Annotated in this window: 20 protein-coding genes and 5 pseudogenes; 14 read left to right on the top strand and 11 right to left on the bottom strand. The window is 66.9% G+C overall.

Features of this window, described 5'->3' with window-relative positions; translation table 11 throughout:
* Positions 1-48 precede the first annotated feature (48 nt).
* Genes CKW46_RS17145 through CKW46_RS17135 form a run of 3 tightly spaced genes read right to left on the bottom strand, consistent with a single transcriptional unit; the run spans position 49 to position 1,703 of the window.
* Positions 49-273 (bottom strand): MbtH family protein, encoded by a 225-nt coding sequence (locus CKW46_RS17145; RefSeq protein WP_011739810.1) that lies wholly within the window; start codon positions 271-273, stop codon positions 49-51.
* Positions 274-299: 26 nt separating this feature from the next.
* Positions 300-1,523, bottom strand: coding sequence for an acyl-CoA dehydrogenase family protein (locus CKW46_RS17140; protein ID WP_482052179.1), 1,224 nt, complete (start codon positions 1,521-1,523; stop codon positions 300-302).
* Positions 1,524-1,529: 6 nt separating this feature from the next.
* Positions 1,530-1,703, bottom strand: a complete 174-nt coding sequence (locus CKW46_RS17135) for a hypothetical protein (RefSeq protein ID WP_015355915.1) — start codon at positions 1,701-1,703, stop codon at positions 1,530-1,532.
* Positions 1,704-1,908: 205 nt separating this feature from the next.
* Between CKW46_RS17135 and CKW46_RS17130 the strand changes: the two are divergent.
* Positions 1,909-2,115: pseudogene (locus tag CKW46_RS17130) on the top strand (ISAs1-like element ISMul1 family transposase); the annotation flags it as partial.
* A 9-nt stretch (positions 2,116-2,124) separates the two neighbouring features.
* On the opposite strand, the pseudogene CKW46_RS17125 reads toward CKW46_RS17130, so the two are convergent.
* Positions 2,125-3,327 (bottom strand): annotated as a pseudogene (locus CKW46_RS17125) (ISAs1-like element IS2404/ISMul1 family transposase).
* Positions 3,328-3,805: 478 nt separating this feature from the next.
* Here CKW46_RS17125 and CKW46_RS17120 point away from each other — a divergent pair.
* Together CKW46_RS17120 and CKW46_RS17115 are read left to right on the top strand one after the other, a co-directional pair.
* Positions 3,806-6,087 (top strand): annotated as a pseudogene (locus CKW46_RS17120) (PE family protein).
* Positions 6,088-6,187: 100 nt separating this feature from the next.
* Positions 6,188-6,469, top strand: coding sequence for a DUF1876 domain-containing protein (locus tag CKW46_RS17115; RefSeq protein ID WP_012393843.1), 282 nt, complete (start codon positions 6,188-6,190; stop codon positions 6,467-6,469).
* A 33-nt stretch (positions 6,470-6,502) separates the two neighbouring features.
* On the opposite strand, the pseudogene CKW46_RS17110 reads toward CKW46_RS17115, so the two are convergent.
* The 3 genes and pseudogenes from CKW46_RS17110 to CKW46_RS17100 form a co-directional block, all read right to left on the bottom strand.
* Positions 6,503-7,813: pseudogene (locus CKW46_RS17110) on the bottom strand (phosphoribosyltransferase family protein).
* A 99-nt stretch (positions 7,814-7,912) separates the two neighbouring features.
* Complete coding sequence (locus CKW46_RS17105; RefSeq protein ID WP_482052178.1) at positions 7,913-9,037, bottom strand: Rv2629 family ribosome hibernation factor; 1,125 nt, start codon at positions 9,035-9,037, stop codon at positions 7,913-7,915.
* 61 nt (positions 9,038-9,098) lie between these two features.
* A pseudogene (locus CKW46_RS17100) lies at positions 9,099-10,964 on the bottom strand (AMP-dependent synthetase/ligase).
* A 254-nt stretch (positions 10,965-11,218) separates the two neighbouring features.
* Here CKW46_RS17100 and CKW46_RS17095 point away from each other — a divergent pair.
* From CKW46_RS17095 to CKW46_RS17075, 5 genes are all read left to right on the top strand, one after another.
* Positions 11,219-12,472, top strand: a complete 1,254-nt coding sequence (locus tag CKW46_RS17095; protein WP_482052177.1) for an alpha/beta hydrolase family protein — start codon at positions 11,219-11,221, stop codon at positions 12,470-12,472.
* 15 nt (positions 12,473-12,487) lie between these two features.
* Entirely contained in the window at positions 12,488-13,915 is a 1,428-nt protein-coding gene (locus tag CKW46_RS17090) for a wax ester/triacylglycerol synthase family O-acyltransferase (RefSeq protein ID WP_482052176.1), read from the top strand.
* A 57-nt stretch (positions 13,916-13,972) separates the two neighbouring features.
* Positions 13,973-14,650: a hypothetical protein gene (locus CKW46_RS17085; RefSeq protein ID WP_020787930.1), complete on the top strand. Its 678-nt coding sequence runs from the start codon at positions 13,973-13,975 to the stop codon at positions 14,648-14,650.
* 89 nt (positions 14,651-14,739) lie between these two features.
* The gene (locus tag CKW46_RS17080; RefSeq protein ID WP_482052175.1) at positions 14,740-15,918 is read left to right on the top strand and encodes a site-2 protease family protein; all 1,179 of its coding nucleotides are present in this window, start codon (positions 14,740-14,742) and stop codon (positions 15,916-15,918) included.
* Positions 15,919-15,971: 53 nt separating this feature from the next.
* Positions 15,972-16,766: a universal stress protein gene (locus CKW46_RS17075; RefSeq protein WP_015355903.1), complete on the top strand. Its 795-nt coding sequence runs from the start codon at positions 15,972-15,974 to the stop codon at positions 16,764-16,766.
* Here CKW46_RS17075 and CKW46_RS17070 read toward each other — a convergent pair.
* The 3 genes from CKW46_RS17070 to CKW46_RS17060 all read right to left on the bottom strand — a co-directional run bounded on the left by CKW46_RS17070 (position 16,763) and on the right by CKW46_RS17060 (position 20,218).
* Positions 16,763-17,656 carry a universal stress protein gene (locus CKW46_RS17070; protein ID WP_015355902.1) on the bottom strand — a complete coding sequence of 298 codons (894 nt, stop codon included), beginning with the start codon at positions 17,654-17,656 and terminating at the stop codon, positions 16,763-16,765. The genes CKW46_RS17075 and CKW46_RS17070 overlap by 4 nt on opposite strands.
* A 129-nt stretch (positions 17,657-17,785) precedes the next feature.
* Positions 17,786-18,610, bottom strand: coding sequence for a class I SAM-dependent methyltransferase (locus CKW46_RS17065; RefSeq protein ID WP_012393853.1), 825 nt, complete (start codon positions 18,608-18,610; stop codon positions 17,786-17,788).
* Between the two features lie 189 nt (positions 18,611-18,799).
* Positions 18,800-20,218 carry an MFS transporter gene (locus CKW46_RS17060; RefSeq protein ID WP_482052174.1) on the bottom strand — a complete coding sequence of 473 codons (1,419 nt, stop codon included), beginning with the start codon at positions 20,216-20,218 and terminating at the stop codon, positions 18,800-18,802.
* 167 nt (positions 20,219-20,385) lie between these two features.
* Between CKW46_RS17060 and fdxA the strand changes: the two genes are divergently transcribed.
* Genes fdxA through CKW46_RS17035 form a run of 5 tightly spaced genes read left to right on the top strand, consistent with a single transcriptional unit; the run spans position 20,386 to position 23,140 of the window.
* On the top strand, positions 20,386-20,733 hold the full coding sequence (gene fdxA / locus CKW46_RS17055) for a ferredoxin (protein ID WP_015355899.1): 348 nt from the start codon (positions 20,386-20,388) through the stop codon (positions 20,731-20,733).
* A gap of 9 nt (positions 20,734-20,742) precedes the next feature.
* Positions 20,743-21,414 (top strand): helix-turn-helix transcriptional regulator, encoded by a 672-nt coding sequence (locus CKW46_RS17050; protein WP_011741077.1) that lies wholly within the window; start codon positions 20,743-20,745, stop codon positions 21,412-21,414.
* A gap of 47 nt (positions 21,415-21,461) precedes the next feature.
* Entirely contained in the window at positions 21,462-21,836 is a 375-nt protein-coding gene (locus CKW46_RS17045; RefSeq protein WP_085979890.1) for a hypothetical protein, read from the top strand.
* A 12-nt stretch (positions 21,837-21,848) separates the two neighbouring features.
* Positions 21,849-22,193, top strand: coding sequence for a cupin domain-containing protein (locus CKW46_RS17040; protein ID WP_012393857.1), 345 nt, complete (start codon positions 21,849-21,851; stop codon positions 22,191-22,193).
* Between the two features lie 2 nt (positions 22,194-22,195).
* Positions 22,196-23,140 carry an NAD(P)H-dependent flavin oxidoreductase gene (locus CKW46_RS17035; protein ID WP_482052173.1) on the top strand — a complete coding sequence of 315 codons (945 nt, stop codon included), beginning with the start codon at positions 22,196-22,198 and terminating at the stop codon, positions 23,138-23,140.
* 32 nt (positions 23,141-23,172) lie between these two features.
* Here the strand turns inward: CKW46_RS17035 and CKW46_RS17030 are convergent, their stop codons facing one another.
* Positions 23,173-23,676, bottom strand: a complete 504-nt coding sequence (locus tag CKW46_RS17030) for a DUF1990 domain-containing protein (protein WP_134428456.1) — start codon at positions 23,674-23,676, stop codon at positions 23,173-23,175.
* Positions 23,677-23,755: 79 nt separating this feature from the next.
* On the opposite strand from CKW46_RS17030, the gene CKW46_RS17025 reads away from it, so the two are divergent.
* Positions 23,756-24,580: an aldo/keto reductase gene (locus CKW46_RS17025; protein WP_015355896.1), complete on the top strand. Its 825-nt coding sequence runs from the start codon at positions 23,756-23,758 to the stop codon at positions 24,578-24,580.
* Positions 24,581-24,624: the final 44 nt, after the last annotated feature.

Below are 24,624 nucleotides of genomic sequence, written 5' to 3'. Positions count from 1 at the left end.
CTCTACGTCGTGCCTACCGAAGACCTGTCCGGATCGAAATGTCCGCCATTACGCCGGCTGGTCCCGGGCCAGTCTGTCCCGCAAGCTCTTTGGTCGGATGTCGGGCCAGTTCTGCTCGATGTAGTCCAGACACTCGGCACGCGTGCCCTCGCCATGGACCACCCGCCAGCCTGCTGGCACATCAGCGAAGGTCGGCCACAAGCTGTGCTGCTCTTCGTGGTTGACCAAAACCAAGAAGGTCCCAGCCTCATCGTCGAACGGATTGATACTCACCGGCATTCCCTCTCATGGATTTGACGCTAGGCCCCTACGCCGCGGACCCGTTCCCACTGCCGCAGGGATGCGACATTGCTTGATCCCTCGTCGGCGCGGCTCTCCTGCAACGGTTTCGACGATCGCTCGTGATGGCTCTTGGCTAGTTCACGCGCAATCACGAGCCGCATCGCCTCCTCGGTACCGCCCGCCACGGAGCCGCAGAGAAAGTCGAGCGCACATTGGTAAAGGCGTGCTTCTTCCTGAATCCCGTAACTGCCGCACAACTTCATCGCGTCAATGCAGCCGTCCAAGCCCGCCTGCATCCCGTACAGCTTGAGCGCCGCGGACTCGAGATCGATGGATTCGTCGCGCAGGTAGCGGTCAAGAGTCGAATGAGCCAACGCGATGGTCATCTGCCTGCTCACCGCCACATCGGAGATACGGCGCTGGATGTGCTGGTGGGTCGCTATCGGCTTGCCGCGAACCTGACGGTTGATCGAGAAGGCGAGCATCTGGTCGAGTACCTGGTCCAAGATGCCGATCGTGCCGAAACCGCTGAGCAGCCGTTCGGGGCCGATGACCCCATGAAGAATTTCGTTACCACGGCCAGCGCCGAGCACATGAGTCTTGGGTATCGCGACGCTATCGAATCTGATCGAACCTACCGGCGAGGTGCGCATGCCGGCGGGGGCTAGCGGAGGCGAGCAGTTCACACCGGGCCACGACGATTCCACCAGCACCGCGGACATACCGCCCGTGGCCTCGTCAGCGCACCAGACGAGGATTACGTCGGCGATCGGTGCGTTGGTGATGTGCCATTTGGCGCCGTCGAGGTAGAGACCGCCAGGACCTCGGCGCAGGCGAGTCTCGGGATGAAAGGCGTCGCTACCGCCGTGGGGCTCCGTTGTCGCGAATGCCGGGATGATCTTCCCTGAAACCGCGGGCGCCAAGTATGCCTCCCGCACCTCCTGGCTGGCGTATTGATCGAGGATGGGAATCGTCAAGATCGCTTGGACGCCCGTGGAGATGTTGAACCCCAGGTGGCACGATCCGCTCGTCAGGCCATGTGTCGCCGCGGCGTAGGTCAATACCTGCCGCTTCATCTGTCCGCCGAGCGCGGCGCGGAACAAGCCGGCGCCAGCAACATCGCACCATAGATCGTGCGGGAATTGCCGCTGTGCCCAGCGTTCTGCCAGCGCGGCACGATGTCGCACCCCGATGGCGTGATACTGATCTCTGATTTGTTCGTACTCGGCCAGCCACTCCACTTGACTTCAACCTCCTTGGTTTTCGCCCGCACGCGGGGGCGCGTCATGGGTACTGCATTCACGCTTCTCATCGACTGAACGCTCGAACACACCGGCGTCGATGAGGGGGAACGCGTGAGCTGTGGTGCTGGTCAGGGTGCCGTGGTCGCTTGCCGTGGGCACCGTGACTTCGGAACTCATGGGTGCCGGCGCCGCATGATGCGCAGCGAGCTGCTTGCCGCCGCCGGCATGTCTTGAAGGCGCAGGGCTCCGGCGTTGTTGATTAGCAGGCTTGTGAGCTGGGTTGATGATCTTTGGTGCCGCGCTATTGGGGCCGGAGTGTAGGCACGGGCTATCTGGAGAACGATCGAGTTGGTTACTGTTCGTCGTTGGTCTGGAGTTGCCCGTGCCTACCGTTTCAGTATTGCCTGTGTCGTCGGTTCCAGAGGTGTTCGACCGCTGGAGTCCTGGTGAGCGCAGCGAGCTCATCGGATCGGAGTTTCTCGATGTGTTGGCCTCGGTGCCAGACCCGAGGGACCCACGCGGTCGGAGGTATTCGCTGATGGCTTTGTTGGCGATCGCGGTTCTGGCCACTGCCGCGGCAGGGCTCCGGCGTTGTTGATTAGCAGGCTTGTGAGCTGGGGAATTGTGGATTGAGGAGGTCTAGGCGGCGGTTGGCGGTCAAAGCGGTGATCCGGCAGGCTTCGGCGATGTTGTCGGCGCCGTTGAGGCGGTGCAGATTGATCGCGGTGTTGCGTAGCGTTGCTAGGACCTGTGCGCCGTTTCCGGTATGTGCCCTTTGACGGTCTTCGTCGAAGGTGACGTCGCGTATCCAGTGCAGGCTGTTCTCGATTCCCCAGTGTTGACGCATCCAGGTCATGATCGCGGTAGGGCGGGCGTGCTCGAACGGCAGGCTGCAGATGGCATAGACCACCTCCACGCTGCGCTGGTCGGTGGCGGTGATCAAGCGTTCACGAGTGATCCGGATGATTTGTTTTGCGTAGGGGAAGCCGATTCCTCGTGCAGCGGTGATGATTTGCAGGGTGCGGGTCTCGACACGGCCGTGGCCGCGGGAGTCGTCGGTAGCGGCTGCGGGCACCTCGGCCCAGGGCAGCGCGGTGATACGCGCAAGTATTTTGGCTTGGTTGGACTTGACGATCATCAGGTAGTGCGACTTCAAGGTGGCGCAGATCAACTTCGCGGTGACGACCTGGGTATGCATCGCATCCACGGTGACCAGCCACCGCAAGCTACCCGGCAGCAGCGTGAGCAGGGCACGTACGCAGGGAATTTCATTGCTTTTCTCGGCGACAGCGAGTTGACCGAGCACCAATCGGGCACGGTGGGCGAACACCGACACGAGATGCGTGGCTGTCGCTTTGGCGCGTAAAGCACCACGCAGCATCTTGCCGTCCAACGCGATCGGCACCAATCCACTGGGGTCGCTGCTGGCCACGTGTGCAGTGAAGTAACTGCCCATCCTGGCGTTGAGGTCGGCGGGGTCTAGCCGAGACAAAACAGCGCGGAAGGTCTTCTCACTGGGCCGGCGGAACCGGACCCCTAATTAGGCCAACACATCATCGGGAGCGGTGGCCGCCCATGTGGCAAAACCAGCATAGCCGCGCATCCCCGCGGCAGTGGCCAGAACCGCGATCGCCAACAAAGCCATCAGCGAATACCTCCGACCGCGTGGGTCCCTCGGGTCTGGCACCGAGGCCAACACATCGAGAAACTCCGATCCGATGAGCTCACTGCGCTCACCAGGACTCCAGCGGTCGAACACCTCTGGAACCGACGACACAGGCAATACTGAAACGGTAGGCACGGGCAACTCCAGACCAACGACGAACAGTAACCAACTCGATCGTTCTCCAGATAGCCCGTGCCTACACTCCGGCCCCAATAGCGCGGCACCAAAGATCATCAACCCAGCTCACAAGCCTGCTAATCAACAACGCCGGAGCCCTGGGTGCGGGGATTAGGTTTTGGTATCGAAAACGGAATCTATCGGGTTTCGACGGTCGGCCGGAACGGATTTCTCCGGTACCCGCCATTAACAATCTGCGGTACAGGGGATTTCAGTTTGTCGCGACTGCCAATTGCGCCGGATCGTGGGTGCGGCGATAGCTGGAGTGCGGCGTGTTTGGTCCGGTCGGGCGTTGGAGAAGGGCTTGCGGGGCAACCGAATTTCCCCGACGCGCGCACGCTGTTGGGCGAATATCCATTGTGTTATTCGTGACGGGGATAGGATTTGATGCTGCCCAGCGCTCGATCATCGCTTGTCCTGTATGGGAGGTTGGCAGATGTCGTTTGTGATTGCTGTTCCGGACGCGGTGACGGCCGCGGTCTCGGATCTGGCGAACATCGGATCGGTGCTCACAACGGCCAATGCCGCTGCGGCGCTGCCGACAACGACCGTCGTGGCAGCAGCGGGTGATGAAATATCGGCGGCCGTCGCGGCGCTGTTCGGGTCCTACGCCCAGGGCTACCAGAGCCTGAGCGCCCAGGCGGCCGCGTTTCACGAGCGCTTCCTCCAAACACTTTCGGGCGGCGCCGGCGCCTACGCGGCCGCTGAGGCCGCGAATGCCTCGCCGCTGGATCAACTGATGGGTGTGGTCAACGCCCCCGCACAGGCCCTATTGGGGCGCCCTTTGATCGGCAATGGCGCCAACGGTGCCGATGGCACCGGCGCTGCCGGAGGCGACGGCGGGATCCTGCTTGGCAATGGGGGCAATGGCGGCTCGGGTGCGGCGGGCCAGGTCGGCGGGACGGGCGGCGCGGCAGGACTATTCGGCAATGGCGGCACCGGGGGTACCGGTGGCGAGGGCGCCGCCGGCGGCCTGGGCGGACGGGGCGGGCTGCTGCTGGGCAACGGCGGGGCGGGCGGAGTGGGCGGGGTTGGCGCCACCGGGTTGGCCGGCGGTACCGGCGGGGCTGTCGGATTCTTGGGCAACGGCGGGACCGGGGGCGCGGGCGGGGCCTCGAACATGGGTGGTGACGGCGGCATGGGCGGCACCGGTGGCACCGGTGGCTTCTTCGGCAACGGCGGGTTCGGTGGCGATGGTGGCGACGGTGCCGTCGGCGGCGCGGGCGGTGCCGGCAGCTTCCTCGGCGGCGGCGGTGTCGGCGGTACCGGAGGGGTCGGGGCGGCCGGGGGCATGGGCGGCGCGGGCCCGCTGATCGGCAACGGCGGCAATGGCGGGATGGGCGGGGCCGGGGCGGCCGGTGGCGACGGCGGTGCCGGCGGAACGCTCCTGGGTGACGGCGGTAACGGCGGGCAAGGCGGAGCGGCCTGACCGGCATCCTCGGCGGTTTGCCCGGCCAGGGCGGCAACGGCGGAAACGCGAATTGGTTCGGCTCGGGTGGTGCCGGTGGCCAGGGCGGCACCGGTCTGGCGGGGACAGACGGGACTAATCCGACCCCGGGTGCCACAGCCGGTACCGGTGGCGCCGGTGCTGACCAAAGCAACAACGGCAACGTAACGGGAGGCAACGGGGATCCCGGTGACGCCGGCACGGGCGACGAAATCGGCGGCACCGGCGGTGCGGGTGGGCTCGGCGAGTCGACCGACGGTAACTCGGGCACCGGCGGTATGGGCGGGGGCGGCGGTACCGCTGGCCCCAACGGTGGCAACGGCGGTGAAGGCGGGATGGGCGGTGAGGGCAGAACCGACGGTAGTTCCGGCGGCACGGCGACCGGCGGCGACGGTGGTGCTGGTGCCGACGGTGGAACCGGCGGCGGCGACGGCGGTGCCGGCGGTGACGGCGGCTTCGGGAACAACACCATCAGCGGTGCTGCGATAGGTGGTAACGGCGGGATCGGTGGTGCCGGTAGCACGCTGCAGGGGGCAACTGGCGGTAATGGCGACACCGGCGGTGCCGGCGGCAACGGTGGGCGTGGCGGGATGTTCATCGGCAACGGCGGCACCGGAGCGGCCGGCTATGCGGGCGGTATCGGTGGCGACGGTGGGGCAGCCTTCAGCGATGCCGCCGCGGCGACCGGAGGCGACGGCGCTGTCGGAGGCGTCGGAGGGCTCGGTGGCAACGGCGGGACCGGTGGTGCTGGAGGTGCCGGCGGCACCGGCGGCGCGGCCGGGTTCATCGGGATCGGGGGCAACGGAGGCGCCGGCGGTATCGGCGGCGTCGGGGGAATCGGAGGCATCGGCGGGGCCGGTGGGGACGGCGGTATCGGCGGCGCGGCCACCACCACTTCGGGAACGACGACCGGTGGCATCGGTGCCAATGGCGTGCTCGGCGGCGACGGCGGCACCGGTGGCGACGGCGGCGCCGGCGGCACTACCGGCGGCAGCGGTGGCGCCGGCGGCGTGATCGGGTGGGCTGGTTCGACCGGCGCTACCGGCGCCGGCGGTACCGGCGGGCAGGGCGGCCAGGGTGGTGCCGGCGGCAGTGGTGGCAACGGCGGCACGGCCCAGACCGGTGGTACCGGCGGCGCCGGTGGTGACTTGGCACTGGGTGGTCAGGGCGGCGCCGGCGGTGCGGCCGGTGGTACGGGCGGCGACACCGGTCTCGACGGCCTTCTCGGGGTGCCCGGCAGCAACGGCCAGACCGGAGAGATTGTTCCGTGATGGTCGCTGGACATCCCGGCGTCTCGTGACCTTTGCCCCTACTGCCGGTGGGTTCGGTGGTGGTGGCATCGAATGTGTCTGCAAGACAAAGGAGACGGCGATGACAGGAAACACCACCAACGCCAAGTCCTGCCACGTGGATGTGCTGATCGAAGAGCGCGACGAGCGCACCCGGGCAAAGGCGCGACTGGTCTGGGGCGACCAGACTCTGGTTGGTATCGGGTTGGCCAGGCTTGACCCGGCCGATGAGCCGGTGGCTCAGATCGGCGATGAACTCGCGATCGCCCGAGCGTTATCCGACTTGGCCAATCAGCTGTTTGCGGCGACGTCGGCCGACATCCAAGCCAGCACGCACGAGCCGGTTTCCGGCCTCCACCACTGAATCGCCGGCTATCGCAGCGCGTGCGAGCGCTGACTAGTGATGGCGCAGGTAGCCGAGGAACCAATCACGCGCCAGTGTCGCCACTTGCTCGAGGGCGCCAGGTTCTTCGAAGAGGTGAGTGGCACCGGGAACCACCACAAGCTCACACGGCGCCGGGATCGCCGCTTGCGCTTGCCGGTTCAACTCCAGGACGGCCTCGTCACGACCACCGACGATCAGCAGCGTGGGAGCGTGCACTTCGCGCAGCGCATCGCCCGCGAGATCGGGCCGCCCGCCGCGGGACACCACCGCCTGCACCTTGACGCCGGGGTGCGCGGCCGCGACCAGAGCCGCGCCGCCGCCAGTGCTGGCCCCGAAGAATCCCACCGGCAGCGCCGTGGTGTCCGGTTGTGCCGCCAGCTACCCGGTGACGTCGACCAATCTCCGGGCGAGTAATCCGATGTCAAACACGTTGGCGCGGTTGTGTTCTTCCTCGGGCGTCAGCAAATCCAGCAGCAGAGTCGCCAGGCCGGCCTGGTTGAGTACCTCGGCCACGTAGCGGTTGCGCGGGCTGTGGCGGCTGCTGCCGCTGCCGTGGGCGAAGACGACGATTCCGGTGGGGCGGTCGGGAATGGTGAGGCGCCCGATCACCGAGACCGGGCCCGCCAATACCCGAACCTCATCGTCTCGCCGCGCAGGAACTGGCGGCTGATGGCCCGCACCGAATTCGCTACGGGCCCGATCCAGTAGCGTCACCACCGCCTGATCGGAGGTCTGGGTGAAGTTGTCGTATCCCTGTCCGACGGCAAAGTAGGGCGTGGGCGTTTCCAGGCACACCACCTCGTCGGCGTATTCAGTGAATCGTGGTGCGGTATCGGTAGCACCGATGGGAACGGCCAGGATGACCCGGCTGGCGCCCTGGGCGCGCGCAACCTGGCAAGCGGCCGCGGCGGTGGCTCCGGTCGCGACGCCATCATCGACGATCACCGCGATCCGGCCCCGCAGCGGGATCGGATGGCGATCGCCACGGTAGCGCTGCACCCGGCGCTGCAACTCGGCCCACTGCGCGGTCTCGACCGCGGCCATCTCCTGTTCTCCGAGCCCGGCCTCGTGCACCACGGCACTGTTGATCACCTGCACGCCGCCCTCGCCGATGGCGCCGAAGGCCAGCTCGGAATGCAGCGGCACACCGAGCTTGCGCACCAGCAGCACATCAAGTGGCGCGTGCAAGGCTTTGGCTACCTCGAAGGCCACCGGGACACCGCCTCGCGGCAGACCCAGCACCACAATGTCTTGACCACGTAGGAATTCCAGCCGGCGGCCCAATTTGCGGCCGGCGTCGATGCGATCGCTGAACTGCCTCATACCTCGGGTGTCCTTCAACCAACGCGAGCGTAACGCCAGGGCCGAATGTCACGCCAGAGTTCGCCACGGCGTTACGCCCGCGAGATCGCCCGTCAGGCCTTACGAACTCTGGCTGGCCAATCTGTCGCTTGCCGGATACCGCAGCAGCGCGCCCACCCCGTCGGCGGGCGCCATCTGACCATCGGCTCGAACCAGCGAGGCGTCGGCCGCGATCGCGGTGAATGGCAACGCTTCATCGGCACGGGCAATCCGCACCACGGGCTCGCCGAGCTCGGACAGCACGTCGGCGTTGGGGGCGATCGTGGTGAGCGCGGCCCCGGTTACCACCGTGGCGTCGCGCAGCTCACCGACGATCAGGGTGTCGACCTCGCCGTTGCGCAGGGCCGCGCAGACCGCTGACAGTCCCTCGGTTGCCAGCCCCGAACGCCGCCCCAGCTCCGCTTCGAACCGCTGTGTCACCTCGGCCATTTCGGTGTCTCGCCGGCGAGCAAACTCGGCAAGGGTGAGCTCGTTGATCTCGTCCTCACCGATGCTGCTGTTGCGTGCGCCGCCATGTAGTTGCCACACTCGCTGGGCCGCCCGGTGCGGCAGTGCCGCAACCAGGTCGGAGCGGGATCGGATCTCACCGGAGACGAACACCACCTCGGGGTCGGCCTCGTCCACCAGCTGGGTGAGGTGGTCGGCGACGGCACGGTAGTTCATCCGGGCGGCCTCCTCGGCGGTGTGCTGAAAGTCGCCATAGCCCTTCCAGCCGGCGGTGGCCGGTTTGTGGATGGGGTGGCCGCCGCCGTCGATGCTGGTGCAGCTGAACGTGTCACCGCGATACAACCGGACGTCGGCGCCGGCGTGATCCACCGCCGCGAACACGTAGGTCGGTCGCCGAATCTCGCGGTCGATCAGCGGCACCAGGTACGGGTACTCGGACAGCCGCACCACGGTTACCGGCGGTGGGCTGATGAGCTGATCGTTGACCAGCACCTTGTCGCTGGTCGCCACCACCGCCCGGCCCCGCCGCCCGACGGCCGGGCGGTGGTTGCACACCGCCTCTTCGAGCCGGCCGATGAGCTGATCGTCGGCCTTCAGACCGTCGAGGTGACGCCGGATGTCGCGCCATGTCGCTTCCAGCCGCTCGGCGGCATCGGCGGTGTTGTGTGAGTCATCGAAATACACCGAGGCGAATGGACCAGCCGCAGTTGTTAGCCAATGGAGGCGATCTGATTGCATGCCAAACTTCTCCGCTGTGTCGTTTATGTTGTTGTGATATTTGCTGTCTCGTCGCGCGAGCTCAGCCGCTCTTGGGTGCCTGGCCCGCTGGTTGCTGGTAGAGAGCCGAGATCTCGTCGGCGGACTTGTCCAGAACCACCTTGCGGCGCAGCTTCATGCTCGGTGTCAGGTCACCGGATTCGATGGACAGCTCGCGGTCGAGCACGGCGAATTTCTTGATCTGCTCCCACCGGTTGAGCTCGGCGTTGAGCGTGTCGATGTAGCCCGCGATCAACTCGCGTGTCTTGGGGTCGCGGGTTAGCTCGGCGAAGGACTTGCCGGCCAATTCATGCCCCGCGGCCCACTCGGTGATCGCTTCACTGTCCAGACTGACCAGGGCCACGCAATAGGGCTTGGCTTCACCGACGACGATCAGCTCGCCCGCGTAGGGGCACAGGCCTTTGAACCTCACCTGGATCGCGGCAGGTGCGACGTACTTACCTTGTGAGGTCTTGAACATGTCCTTCTTGCGGTCGGTGATCCGCAGGTAGCCGTCGGCGTCGATCTCCCCGATGTCGCCGGTGTGAAACCACCCGTCGTGGTCGAGTGCCTCCTCGGTGGCCTCGGGCAAGTCGTGGTAGGACGTCATCAAGCCAGGGCCCCGCAGCAGGATCTCGCCATCCGTGGCGATCTTCGCCTCGGTAGCGGGAAACGGCCAGCCGACCGTGCCGAACCGATAGGCGTTGGGGCGGTTGATGAACGACGCCGCGGCGGTCTCGGTCAGCCCGTAGCCTTCGAGCACGGTGATACCGATCGCGTCGAACCACTGCGCGACGTTGCGGTCCAGGGCCGCGGCTGCGGAGACGAAGAAGCGGATCCGGCCGCCGAAGCGCTCGCGAATGGTGGAGAACACCAACCGGTCGGCCAGCTGGTAGGCCAGCCTGGACAGCAGTGCGGGCTGGCGGCCGGCTTGCCGGGAGGCCGAGACTTTCAAGCCCACACCGATCGACCAGTCGAACACCGCTTTCTTGAGCCCGCCCTGCTCGGCGACCATCTGCTCGATCCGGGCGTGAGCCTTTTCGAAGATGCGCGGCGCCGCCCCCATGACGGTGGGATGCAGCTCCGCCAGATTGTCGACGATCCGGTCGACCCGCCCGTCGATCGCGGTGGGGAACCCGATGAGCAGCGGCAGCGAAAGCATCACCTTGCCGAATGCGTGGGCCAGCGGCAGCCACAGAAAGTTCAGGTCGGCCGGGCCGAGCACGTTGAGGGCATCGATCGCCGAGGCGGTGTACGTCCAAGCCCCGTGGGTCAACCGCACACCCTTGGGCCGTCCGGTGGTTCCGGAGGTGTAGATGAGGCTGGCGAGCTGGTCGGGGCCGATCGCGGCGACCCGCTGGTCCACGGCGGCGGGGGAGTCGGCAAGCAGCTGCTTGCCCAGTTGTTCGAGTTCGGCGAGCGTGATCACCCAGCCGCCATCACCCTTGCCGTCGATCACCACCACCCTGGCCACCTCGGGCAGTTCGGCGCGGTGTTCGACCAGTTTGTCGACCTACGTCTGGTCCTCGGCGACCACGACTCGACTTCCGGAGTTCGCCACGATGTAGGCGACGTCGGCGGCGATGGTCGTCGGATACACCGTGGTTGTCGCCGCTCCGGCGCACATCACGGCGAAATCGACGAGCACCCATTCGTATCGGGTCGACGATGCCAGCGCGACCCGATCCTGCGGGGCGATGCCCAACGAGATCAGGCCGGCCGCCAGGCGGCCTACCCGCTCGCCAACCTGCTCCCAGGTGACGCTCTCCCAGTCGTCACCGTGGGGATAGCGGAACGCTTCGGCGCTCGGGGAGGCGGCCACGCGGTCTAGGAACATCCGCGCCACCGATGGTGGCCGGTTGTCGATCTTGGCGATGTCGGGCCGCTCGTGGGCCAGCGTGGGATGCATCACGCAAACCACCTCTCACCAGTGCAAACATCGCCGACGAGCGGGATCTCTGGTGGGCCTGGCAAGCAGTGCATAACGCATCTCTTCTGTCGCTAGATGACACTTTCGATGTTTCTGCGGTTGCCTGGGCCGGGGTAGGGCCCAAAGTCATCCAGGCGATTGGCAATTGTCCTTTGGTGTCCGTTGGTGCCCGTGACCTGCTCGGGACGTAAGACCCTAACCGGCGTTTTGGGCGACCTGTTAGCTTTGGCGCCATGGCGAAACCGGCCGGCGATGACGCACAGGAAAGCCCAGGGGCCCGGCAAGTCAACCCGATTGGCCTCGGGGGCTTGGGCAGCGTGGTCACGCCCTTCGTGCACACCGGTCGTTACTTCGCCGAGTCGTGGCGCGACTACCTCGATCAAGACTCCGACGGGCTCCCGATCGCCCGGCCCACCATCGCCCTGGCGGCCCAGGCGTTTCGGGACGAGATCGCGCTGATGGGGCTCAAGGCGCGTCGCCCGGTCAGCGATCCACACGTGTTCGAGCGAATCGATGACGAAGTGGCGCTGGCCCTGCAGTTCTACGGCGATCAGGGCTGGCTGCAGCGCCCGCGGACATTCTTCGCCGACCCCCCGCCCCCCTCCGAGGTCACGGTCCGCAAGGTCAAGGGGCGCAAACGCTCCTTCTACCGGATGTTCTTCGACAGCGGGTACACCCCGCTGCCGGGGGAGCCGGGTGGCCAACGGTGGCTGGGGTACACCGCGAACAATCGCGAGTACGCGCTGTTGCTGCGCCACCGGGAACCGCGCCCCTGGCTGGTCTGCGTACACGGCACCGAGATGGGCCGTGCCCCGCTCGATCTGGCGCTGTTCCGGTCCTGGAAGCTGCATCGCGAGTTGGGCCTGAACATCGTCATGCCGGTGCTGCCGATGCACGGTCCCCGGGCGCGTGACCTGCCCAAGGGCGCGGTATATCCGGGCGAAGATGTTCTCGACAACGTCCATGCCACCGCTCAGGCCGTATGGGACATCCGTCGGCTGATCTCCTGGATCCGGATGCAGGAGCCCGAATCGCTGATCGGAATCAACGGTCTGTCGCTCGGCGGCTACATCGCGTCCTTGGTGGCCAGCCTGGAAGACGACCTGACCTGCGCGATCCTCGGTGTGCCGGTCGCGGATCTGGTCGATTTGCTGGGCCGCCACTCGGGTTTTAGTCGCGATGACCCCCGCCGCGAGACGGTGGCGCTGGCCGAACCCATCGGCCACATGATCTCGCCGCTCGCCCTGACTCCGCTGGTGCCCAGGGCCGGGCGCTTCATCTATGCCGGCGTCGCCGACCAGCTGGTGCATCCGCGGCGGCAGGTAGCCCGGCTTTGGGAACACTGGGGTAAGCCCGACATCGTCTGGTATCCGGGCGGACATACCGGGTTCTTCCGATCTCGGCCGGTGCAGCAGTTCGTCGAGGATGCGCTGCAGCAGTCGGGCCTGCTCGACGATCCCTCGGAGCAGCGCGACCGCCCTGCCTAGTTGCGGAGGAACCGGATGCATCCGCTGGATCCGCTGGACGCATTGATGTTGACCGCGGAGTTGGTATCCAACCCCATGCATGTCGGTGCGCTGCTGATCCTGTCACCGCCACCCGGTTCCGGGGCCGACTACGTCGACCAGCTTCACCGCGAAACACTGGCTGGTGGTGAACCGATAGATCCGAGGCTGCGCCGATACCCACATCGTGGCGTGGACACCGAGGGTGTCTGGGTCTGGAGAGATGCGCAAGCCGTCGACATCGGGTACCACTGCCAGCGGCGCAGCGTCGATGCCGGCCGCGACGCGTTCTGGCGGCTGATCGCCGAGCTGGACGCGCAGCGGCTCGAACTGTCCCGCCCGATGTGGATGTCGTATCTGATCGATGGTCTCGAGGATGGCCGGTTCGCGTTCTACATCAAGGTGCATCACACCGTCGTCGATGGTGTGGCGGGTTTTCAAATGATCGCCGAGGCGCTGAGCACCGATCCCGAATGCCGGTCGATGCCGCCCTTCTATGCCGACCGCCACCTGGACCACCCGCCGTCGTCTACCTCGACCGGGCTGCTGGCGCGCCTTTTTGCGCCGCTGCGTTCGCTGGCCGGTGCCGCGGCATCGGGCATCGGGCTGATCAATCACGTCGTCGCCGGGGAGGCATCCACGGTCTGGGACAGCTTGATCGGGCACACAACGGTGCTGCCGTTCACCGCACCCTACACGCGGTTCAACGGCCGCTTGGGCGCTCAGCGCGCCGTCGCGGCGGGCAGTTGGTCGCGGCACCGCATCGAGGCGATACAACGGGCGGCCGACGTCACGGCCAACGACGTGGTCACCGCGGTGATCGCCGGCGCGCTGCGCCGCTGGTTGCTCGCCCATTCCGAACTGCCCGATCACTCCCTGGTCGCCATCTGCCCGATCACCGTGCGTGATCGCGAGCATCCTTCGGCACCCGACGAGCACGCCAACATGTTCGGTCTTTGGTTGTGCCCCTTGGGCACCGATCTACCAGATCCGCACCGGCGCCTGGATCTGATTCACCGGTCGATGTCGGAGGGCAAGCACTGGGTGAGCGCGCGGGGATCGGCGGCATCGTTGCTCACCACGGCGGCCAGCATCGCTGCCACCGTTGTCTTTCCGCTGCTGCCGTTCACCCCGAAAATCCGCACCGGATACAACCTTCCGATTTCCCACGTTGGGGACCCACGCGCCGAAAGGTATTGGAACGGAGCACACGTCGACGAGATGTATCCGGTGTCGACCGTCTACGACGGTCAGGCGCTCAACGTCACCACGTGTTCCTACGCTGACCGGATCGGGTTCGGCTACGTCGCGGGCCGCGAGGTGATGCCCGATATCGACACCCTCATCCCGCTGACCGAGGAATGCCTGACCGAGCTGGAATCTTGTGTGGGCGTGCCACCCCGACTGTCGGGGCACATCGGTTAGCGCATGGGGGACCATTGGCCCTGGTCAATGAGCATGCCGTGCTCGCAGACTGGGGATATGGGCACGACGACGAAACGGATTGCTGAAGCCACAGCCTCGTTGGCGCTGCTTTACGCCGCGCGACGCTACTACCGCAACTGGGGCGCGACCAAGCAAGAGGCTCAGATGCTGTTGCCCGGTGACAGTTTGGTGGGGGATCCGGCGACTCAGACCACCGAGGCGTTGTGCATCGACGCGCCCGTGTCGGCCGTGTGGCCCTGGCTACTGCAGATGGGGCAGGACCGGGGTGGCTGGTACGGCGGCGAGCGACTGAAAAACCTTGCCGGCCTTGGCTACGACGCCGATCGCATCCATCCGGAATGGCAACACCTTGCGGTAGGCGATGTGGTTCGACTGGCTCCGCCGGGGTGGCTGGGATTGCCGGACGGACTGACGTTGCGTGTCGCTGCGATCGAGCCCGAAAAGTACCTGGTGCTCAACGCGACCCAGCCGGACCAACGCTGGAACGCGGTCTGGTCATTTCACGTTCAGCCGCACTGGGAGGATCGTGTGCGTCTGCTGACGCGCGCCAGGATCGCCCTGCGCCACCCGGGGGAGATCTTTGCCCTGGAGCTGGCCAGGCCGCTGATCTCGCTGGGCACCCGGGGTCTGCTGCTGGGAATCAAGCACCGAGTTGAACGTCTGGCCCCGGCCCAGCCGCAGCCGGCCGGCGATCGGAAGGCCGAACGGCCCTAGCGCAGTCCGCCGGCTCGCCCTACGTTCGGGAGTAGGTGGATCGCGTTGGTGAGCGTTGCAGGGCAATCCGCCAGGTTGGAGGTAGCGCGGTGAGCGACGAGATCCCATTGGGACGAATCGCCGGCTTTGCGGTGAAGGTTCACTGGAGCGTTCTGGTCATTCTTTGGCTATTCACCTGGAGTCTGGCCACAACATTGCCGGAAACGGCCAAAGGCTATGGCGCGGTGGTCTATTGGATAGCCGGCGGGTGCGGGGCACTGGTGCTGCTGGCCTCGTTGTTGGCCCACGAGCTCGCGCACGCCATCGCGGCGCGGCGGGCCGGGGTACCCGTGGGAAACGTCACGCTCTGGCTGTTCGGGGGAGTGACCACCCTGGGCGGGGAAGCCAAAACTCCAAAGGCGGCTTTTCGGATCGCATTCGCGGGCCCAGCCACCAGCCTGGCCCTGTCCGCGATGTTCACCGCGGTGGCCGTCGCCCTGGCGATGGTGCGAACGCCGGATCTGGTGGTCAGCGTCGTCTGGTGGCTGGCCGCGGTCAATTTGATGCTGGGCCTGTTCAATCTGCTGCCGGGGGCGCCGCTGGACGGAGGTCGGCTGGTGCGGGCCTACCTGTGGCGACGCCACGGCGATATCGTGCGCGCCGGAATCGGTGCGGCGCGGGCCGGACGGGTGGTCGCGCTGATCTTGATCATCTTGGGGTTGGCGGAGTTTGTGGCCGGCGGCCTGGTCGGCGGTATGTGGTTGGCCTTCATCGGCTGGTTCATCTTCGCCGCCGCCCGCGAGGAGGAAACCCGGATCTCGACTCAGCAGCTTTTTACCGGCCTGCGGGTCGCGGACGCGATGACCGCGCATCCACATACCGCTCCCGGCTGGATCGACGTCGACGAGTTCATTGCGCGCTATGTGCTTGGCGACCGGCACTCGGCCTACCCGGTCACCGAGCGGGATGGATCGATCACGGGTCTGGTCACCCTGCGGCAGCTGCGCGAGCTGGCGCCCGAGCGGCGAGGCAGCACAACGGTCCGCGAAATCGCCCTACCCCTGCATGACGTGCCCACCGCAACGCCGCAGGAGCCGCTGACGACGCTGCTCGAGCGGATGGCGCCGGCGGGCCGGGGTAGCCGCGCGCTGGTCCTCGACGGCGGTGCGGTGGTCGGCATCGTCGCCGCCAGCGACATCGCACGGCTGATCAACGTCTACCGGCTTGCCGGGCCGGGGGCCACGGCGGACTCCGCTGATCAGCACGAAAAGTATTCCAACGCGGGTTGATTGGCCATCTGGTGGATTACCGAACGTGAGCAGTGCCGGAGAGGGGCAATGACATGAAACCGGTCATCGTTGGCATCGATGGTTCACCGGCGGGTATCACGGCAGTGCTGTGGGCCACCGCGGAGGCGGTCAGCGCCGGCGTGCCGTTGCGGCTGATATCGGTGCTCAAGACGGCTCATTCGTCCCCCGAAGAGTACGAGCATGATCTCGCGCATGCCGAGACATCGCTGCGTGCAGCGCAATCCGCGATCGAAGCCACCGCAGCGCCGGTCAAAGTGGAGACCGACACCCCGCGCGGGCCGGCGGGTGCCGTGCTCGTCGAGGCGTCTCGCGATGCGGAGCTGGTCTGCGTGGGCTCAGTAGGGATCGGCCGCTACGCGCGAGCCATTCTGGGGTCGACGGCCACCGAGCTCGCCGAAAAGGCGCACTGCCCGGTGGCGGTCATCCGTTCGAACTCGGATCAGCCGCCGCCGGACATCAACTGGATCGTGGTGCGGGTGACCGACGCGCCCGACAACGACGCGGTGATCGAATACGCCGCCCACGAGGCGAAACTGCGCCAAGCACCGATCCTCGCACTCGGTGGGCGCCCCGAGGAGCTCACCGACGCCGCGGACGGGGAATTTGAACGTCGAGTACAGCAATGGGGCCAGCACCATACCGATGTGCACGTCTATCCGATCACCACCCAGGCGGGCATCGCACGATTTCTGGCCGATCACGATGAGCGGGTTCAGTTGGCGGTGATCGGCGCCGACGAGGCCGATCAGGTTGCGCGGCTGGTGGGGCCATCCGGACACCCGATCTTTCGGCACGCCGAGTGCTCGGTGCTCGTGGTCCGCGGCTAGGCCGGCGACTCGCGCGCCACGATCACCGGCACGCGGGCCAGTTGGGCAACGGATTCGGCCACCGAACCCACCACCATTCCGGCGAATCCACCGCGTCCGCGGCTACCGACGACGACCAGCTGGGCTTCGCCGGAACGGTGCACGAGCTGGCGGGCCGGCTGATCACGCGCGACCACGCGGCTGACGCTCACATCGGGATATTGCTCTTGCCATCCCGCCAAGCGCTCGGCCAATACCTGTTCTGCCATCGACTGCGTTGCCGGCCAATCGATTCCCGGCCATTCCGAGACATCGACGTCACTCCAGGAATGCGCCGCCACCAGCCCGGTATGGCGGCGCGATGCCTCATCGAAGGCCAAGCCGGTGGCGAATTCCGATGCCCGGGAGCCGTCGATGCCCACCAGCACCGGCGCCGCGGCGCGATCCGGCGCCGAGGCGTCCTCGTCGTGGACGATGGCCACCGGACAGTGCGCGTAGCGCAGCAGCCCGGAACTGACTGAGCCCAGCGGCCGGCCCGGCCAGCGCCCGCTGCCGTGGCAACCGGTTACCACCATCTCCGCGTCCTTGGACATGTCGACCAAGGCGGGAACGGCGGCGGAAGGCACGATTTCGCTACCCAGCCCCGCGGGACCGCCGCGCTCGGCGGCCTCCTCGATGACCTTGAGCGCGTCCTCGACCAGTTGGTGGCCGTGATCGCGCTGCCAGCGGGCCAGGCCGGGCGGCAATGGCTTGTTCAACCACGTCGCGACGTCGGGAGAGATCGCGTGAACGAGCGTCAGCGGGGCGTTTCGCAGCTCAGCTTCACGCGTTGCCCACTGGATGGCCACCTTCGCGGCCGGTGAATCGTCGATACCGACGATGATTCCCAATCGTTGGTTCTGGGAGGACATGGCGTGTCCTTTGTTGGCGGGTCAGCCGGCTCGGCCGAATTGGCGGGCCGCTACCCACGACTCTAACGACGAACGGTCACCACGGTCAGAGCCGTTTGTCACTCGCACGGGGGGCCGGCGCTACGGCCGTCAACTGCCCGATGCCGAGGGCTTGTAGGCCACGATGGCTACCGCCGCCATGCGGTCCCGGTGTTTGCGGAATGTGCTGCGCATCATCAGTACTCGTTTGCGCGCGGCCGGCTGGGTGAGCAGGTTCTTGGCAAAACGCAGGGCCCCCAACAGGCCCTCATCGGCGATGATCCGCCGTGGCTGCAACAGCGCCATCGGCGCGGTTGCCACGTGGCTGACGACCAGCCCGTGTCCGGCCAGTAGCTGGGACCATTCGGCCACCGTCAACGGCCGGGCGTTGACTTTGATGGACCGGGCCAGCGCCTGGCGGACCTCGGTGCTGATTTCTTCGGGCACGTCGTCGGGCGTCAGCGCCAGCTCGTGGATGGCGTAGCGCCCGTGGGGGCGAAGCACCCGCGCCGCCTCGGCGACGATCGCGTGTTTGGCCGCATCGCCCTGCATGGTCAGCATCGCCTCGCCGATGACGACATCAGCGCTGGAGTCCGGCAATCCGGTGTCGGCCGCGTCGGCGACTCGCACGTCACCGTGCCCGGCCACAATTGTGCGCACCAGGTTCGCCGCATCGGGATCGGCTTCGGCTCCGACGTAGGACCGCGGATGGCGGGCCAGGATCTCGCTCGCGGTGCGGCCCAGGCCGGGCGCCAGTTCGAGCACGTCGGCATGGTTGACGTCGGCGCGGGCCAGCAGGGTGCGGGTGAGTTCGACACCGCCGGGGCGCAGTACCCGTTTGCCCAGCCGCGCCAGCAGCCAGTGCCCCTGCAGATGGTCGTCGCTGCGATTCGACAGCGGGAGGGGCTGTCCGGATTCGCCCTGAGTGCCGGCCATCAGGCGGTGGGTCGGGTCGGTAGGCCCACAACCAGCGGGCGCCGTGGATGGGCGGTGCAATGCCAGAGCGCGGAGGCGGAATACGGGTCGATGATGCCCTCCTTGTTACTCGGCCGGCCGATCCCGGACAGCGCGGATCAAGACCTGCAGGTCGGGTCCAGTATGCATGCCGAGGTATCCACCGTGCGCCTAGGCAGCAGCACCGGAGAGCTGCGGATCCTCGTTAGGTTTGCGGGGCGCCGAGGCAACCGGGCTGCGTGGGCGCACGTACCGTGCCCAGGTCAGCGCGGCCGCGCAGAGGTAACACACCAGGAACGCCCAGAAGGCCGGCGTCTCGGTGCCGCTGTGCACATATGACTGGCGCAGAGCCAGGTTGATCCCAACGCCGCCCAGTGCGCCCACCGAGCCGGCGAACCCGATCAGTGCCCCCGACATGATGCGTGCCCATTGGCGGCGTTGCATATCGCTGATGTCCAGGTGCTGACTACGCTCCGCGAATATCGACGGGATCAGCTTGAACACGGTTCCCTTGCCCATCCCGCAGAAGATGAACAACGCGATGAAGCCGCTCACATAGCCGATCAGCGTCGCAGCTGTCATGCGCCCGCCGGCGCCGTGGTTGAGGTCGGCGTGTGTGCTGACTGCGACCAGCAGTGCGGCACTGAGGATCATGGCGACGAAGACCCCCAGGGTGACGCGGCCGCCACCGAAGCGGTCGCCCAATTTGCCGCCGACTATGCGCGCCAGCGACCCCAGCAGCGGACCGACGAAGGCGATCTCGGCGGCGTGCAGCGACGCCTGTGCGGTGCTCTGCCCGCCGGCCAGCAGGTTGAACTGCAGCACCTGACCGAAGACGAAGGCGAAGCCGATGAACGAGCCGGAGGCGCACATGTAGAGAAACGAGACGCCCCAGGTATCGGGCACCGCGAGAACGGATCGCACGTGCCCGACCTCGATCACGTGGGTCAAGTTGTCCATGAACAGGGCCGCGCCGAGGCCGGCGATGGCGATCAGCACCAGGTAGACGGCGCACACCCAATATGGAGCTTCATGGCCCGCGGTCGCCAGCACCAACAGCCCGACCGCCTGGATGGCGGCCACCCCCAGATTGCCGATCCCTCCGGTGAGGCCTAGAGCTACGCCCTTGAGCCGTTGTGGGTAGAAGGCTTCGACGTTGGCCAGCGATGCGGAGTAGTTGCCGCCGCCCAGGCCGCTCAGGGCGGCACAGACCAGGTATGGCCACAGCGGCAGTCCGGGGTTGGCCAGCAGCACGATTGCTCCGACGGTGGGCACCAGCAGTACCAACGACGAGAACGTCGCCCAGTTGCGGCCACCGAATCGGGCGGTGGCCATCACGTAGGGGATCCGCACGCAGCCGCCAACCAGCGTCGCGGTGGCGCCCAGCAGCAACTTGTCTGCGGCCGAGATGCCGTAGACGGACTGCGGCATGAACAGCACCATTACCGACCAAAGGGTCCAGATCGAGAAACCGACATGCATGGTGGCGATGGAGAAGACGAGATTGCGCCGGGCGATGGCCTTGTTGCCGGCTTCCCACGCCTGGACATCCTCGGGGTCCCAGTGCACGATGTGACGTGAGCGTCCCATGCAATCCCTTCCACTCCGTGTCGTGGAGACTGGGCCCAGGGCTTTTAATCGTAGCGGTTGAGGTGGCGCGCCGTCACTGCGCCGATCCGGACGTCAAGTACGTTGTCGGACAGAACTTTTGCCGCCTCGCTAGTTTTTACAAATCATATTGTATAAACTCCGGAACCATGACGTATGTGATCGGAAAACCCTGCATCGATGTGACGGATCGGGCCTGTGTGGAGGAGTGTCCGGTCGATTGCATATACGAGGGTGGGCGCTCGCTGTACATCCACCCCGACGAATGCGTGGACTGTGGCGCCTGCGAGCCCGTGTGTCCGGTCGAAGCGATCTACTACGAGGACGACCTGCCGCAGGAGCTGCACCCGCATCTCGCCGACAACGTGGCGTTTTTCACCGAAACCCTGCCCGGCCGGGACGGGCCGCTGGGTTCGCCGGGCGGGGCTGCCAAGATTGGCCGACTGGGTGTTGATACGCCACTCGTGGCGGGTCATCCTCAAGCCGCAGATGCTTAAGATTCTTAAATGGGAGAGGGTCGGATCGCCAGAATGGGCGGGGAGCCGGCGGGGCGTCGCCGCGCGGTGTTGCGGGTATTGCGTGCCCTCGGCCATCCGCTGAGCATTGTCGCGATCGCCGAGCACCTGGGAGTGCACCCCAACACCGTGCGCTTCCACCTCGACGGCTTGGTCGATGACGGTCAGGTGGAGCGCGTGCAGCCCAGCCGTCGCGGCCCCGGACGCCCGCCGCTGATGTTCCGGGCGGTCCAGCAGATGGACCGCGGTGGCGCTCGCCACTACCAGCTCCTCGCCGAGATCCTCAGCAACGGCCTTGCCGCCGAGAGCGATTCGGTTGACAAGGCGCTGGCCGCCGGCCGCGCCTGGGGCGAACGTCTGCAAGCCCCGACGACCGCGCACAGCGCCGAGAAATCGATCGATCACTTGGTCGGCGTCCTCGACGGACTCGGGTTCGCTCCCGAGCGCCGAGTCTCCGACGGCCAGCAACAGGTTGCCCTGCGACACTGCCCGTTTCTGGAACTTGCCGAGAACCGGTCGGGCGTGGTGTGTCCAATTCACTTGGGCCTCATGCGCGGGGCGCTGGAAAGTTGGGGGGCGCCCGTCACCGTCGAGCGGCTCGACCCGTTTGTCGAACCGGATCTTTGCTTGGCCCACCTTTCGCCGGAAGGAGCCCTCAGTTGAGCACCGCAGCGGCGACCCAAATCGCCGTCACCTTCATATGGCTCGGCATGGTGCTGGCCATCTCGTTTCTGGAAGCTCCGCTGAAGTTCCGGGCGCCGCACGTGACGCTGCAGATCGGGCTTGGCATCGGCCGGTTGGTCTTCCGCGCGCTCAATATCGTTGAGGTCGTCTTCGCGCTGGTCCTGGCGGCAATAGCGGTGTCGGGCCCGGCGCCGCTGCGGATTATCGTGGCGTTCGGTGTCGTGGTCGCAGCGCTAGCGGTGCAGTTGCTCGCGGTGCGTCCCCGTCTGACCCGCCGGTCCGATCAGGTGCTGGCCGGGTTGGATGCGCCCCGCTCCCGTGCGCACTACGTGTACGTCGGTTTGGAAGTGGTCAAGGTGGTCGCCTTGATCGTTGCGGGAATACTGCTACTGAACGGCTGAAAGGACTCACCGATGGAATCGCTTTCGCTGACCGCGCTCGCCTCCGAAAAGCTGGCCGAGGCAAAACAGTCACACAGCGGACGGGCCGCCCACACGATCCACGGCGGACACGCCCACGAATTGCGCCAGACCGTGCTGGCACTGCTGGCCGACCACAATCTCGGCGAACACGACAGCCCGGGTGAGGCGACCCTGCAGGTGCTACAGGGACATGTGCGCCTCACCACCGGCGATGACGCCTGGGACGGCAAGACGGGCGACTATGTCGCGATTCCGCCGCAGCGGCACGCGTTGCACGCCATCGAGGATTCGGTGGTGGTGTTGACCGTGCTCAAGTCCCAGCCCGGCGCCCACTAGGGGTGCTCGCTACCGGCTGGTCACGGGGCTTCGGCCTGCGGGTTCCCATCGTCAACGCCCCAATGGGCGGAGTCGCCGGTGGCCGGCTCGCCGCCGCTGTCACCGCGGCCGGTGGACTGGGCATGATCGGCATGGGAAGCCGGGCCACCCGGGCTGCCTTGGCCGAACAATTGCGGCAGGTCAGCGGCAGGTTCGGGATCGGGCTGGTGGACTGGGTGATGCGCAGTGAGGCGGGGCTGCTCGAGGATGCGCTTGCCGCCGGGCCCGCCCTGTTGTCGGTCAGTTTCGGCACCGACTGGTCATGGGTCGGCCCGGCCCGTGACGCCGGAATCCACACCGTCACACAGGTTTACGACGCTGTGGGGGCCCGGCGTGCCGCCGATGCGGGGGTGGACATCGTGGTGGCGCGCGGAGCCGAGGGGGGTGGCCATGGCGAGGTGCGGCTGGGAACGCTGCCGTTGCTCGACGCGGTCCTGGCCGCGGTCTCGGTGCCGGTATTGGCCGGCGGCGGCATCGCCTCGCCCCGAAGCCTGGCCGCGGTGCTGGCCGCCGGTGCCGCGGGGGCCTGGGTAGGCACGCGTCTGGCGGCGTGCCCCGAGGCGCTGACGGGGGAGCCGAGCCGTCAGGCTCTGATCGCGGCGCGCGAAACCGACACCGGCACTACCCGGGTCTTCGACGTCGCCGACGGCCTGCCCTGGCCTCAGCGGTTCCCATCGCGGGTGTTGACCAACGACTTCGTCGCGCGCTGGAACGGCAATGAGACGGCACTGGCCGCCGATGCGGATGCTCGTGCCGAGCTGGCCGCTGCCAGCGCGGCCGAAGACCTGCGGGTGGCGCCGGTCGACGCGGGCCAGGGAGTTGGGATGATCCCCGACGGCGCGCCGGCCGGCGAGGTGATCGAGCAGATGTGCTCGGGTGCGCGGGAGCTGTTGGCGCGATGGGCGTGACCGCGCGTTGTCGCCGGCTCGGCTGACGCCGCCTACACCCCGCGCAAGTAGCGCTTGGCGATGATGCGTTGAGTCAGTGCCACAAGCGGGCCACCGGCCTTGCTCCACCAGGTCGCCGGCCGGGAGAACGACGACACCTCCGCAAAAACCCCGGAAGTGTCCGGGTCGTAGCGAATGGCAAACCGTTCCTCGCCGCATTCCGGGTGCCCCGGCAGCGTGCCATAGGCAAATCCGCGGATATCGGGTTCGTCGATGACGTAGACCACGCGGCACGGCGCGCGCAACACACCCATCATCTGGATCACCGCCACCGTCGAAACAGCGACCGTATCCGAGGTGGCCCGCACCGCCAGCCCGGCGCCACGCTGCATGCCCCAATGCATCACCGCGTGGGCGGCCTCCTCAAAACGCTTCCGGCCGGTGCCGATCTGGTCGGACACACTGAGGTGGGCGTATCCCGGGGGCAACTGTCCGGCCGCGGTGGCGCCCACTTCCGGGTAGGTCAGTTGTTGCCCGGAAAGCGCGCGAAGGTCCACACCCCCCAGCTTGCCACGCCGGATCGGGTGTGCCCCGTGGCGTACGGTCGGAAAAATGAGTGCTCACAGCGCGAAAGCCATGGCCGCAGCATCCGCAACGTTGACCCTGGGTGGCGACCTGACCGTCAACCGGCTCGGGTTCGGCGCGATGCGCCTTACCGGCGACGGCGTCTGGGGCCCGCCCGCCGACCGTGCCGAAGCCGTACGGGTGCTGCGCCGGGCCGCCGAACTGGGCGTCAACTTCATCGACACCGCCGACTCTTACGGCCCCTACGTGTCCGAGGAGATCATTCACGAGGCGTTGCACCCCTACACCGGGCTGGTAATCGCCACCAAGGCCGGGCTGCTGCGTACCGGCCCAGGCGTGTGGGTGCCGCTGGGCAATCCGAGCTATCTGCGCCAGGAATGCGAGATGAGCCTGCGGCGTCTGGGCGTGGACACCATCGACCTGTTCCAGCTGCACCGCATCGATCGCAACTATCCACTGGCCGACCAGGTGGGCGAGCTGCTCGCCCTGAAGAACGAAGGCAAGATCCGCCACATCGGGCTGTCCGAGATCGACGTCGACCAACTCGAGGCGGCCCAACAGATCACCGAGATCGTGTCGGTACAGAACATGTACAACCTGGCCGCGCGTGGCGCCGAACCATTGCTGGAGGCGGCCACCAGCCAGGGGATCGCATTCATCCCATGGTTCCCGCTGGCCTCGGGCCCGCTGGCGGCGCCGGACGGTCCGTTGCGCAAGATCGCCGACGATCATCACGCGACGCCGTCGCAGCTCGCCCTGGCGTGGCTACTCAAGCGGTCGCCGGTGATGCTGCCGATTCCCGGCACCTCGCGGGTAGCGCACCTGCAGGAGAACGTCGCCGCTGCCGAGATTGTGCTCTCTGACCAGGAGTTCTAAGCATTGTCGGTGGCCGGAGCCGCCCACGGCGGGTAGGGGCGGGC

The sequence above is a fragment of the Mycobacterium liflandii genome, from assembly GCF_022354805.1.
Taxonomy (GTDB): Bacteria; Actinomycetota; Actinomycetes; order Mycobacteriales; family Mycobacteriaceae; genus Mycobacterium; species Mycobacterium marinum.
This window is presented reverse-complemented; position numbering and strand designations above follow the sequence as displayed.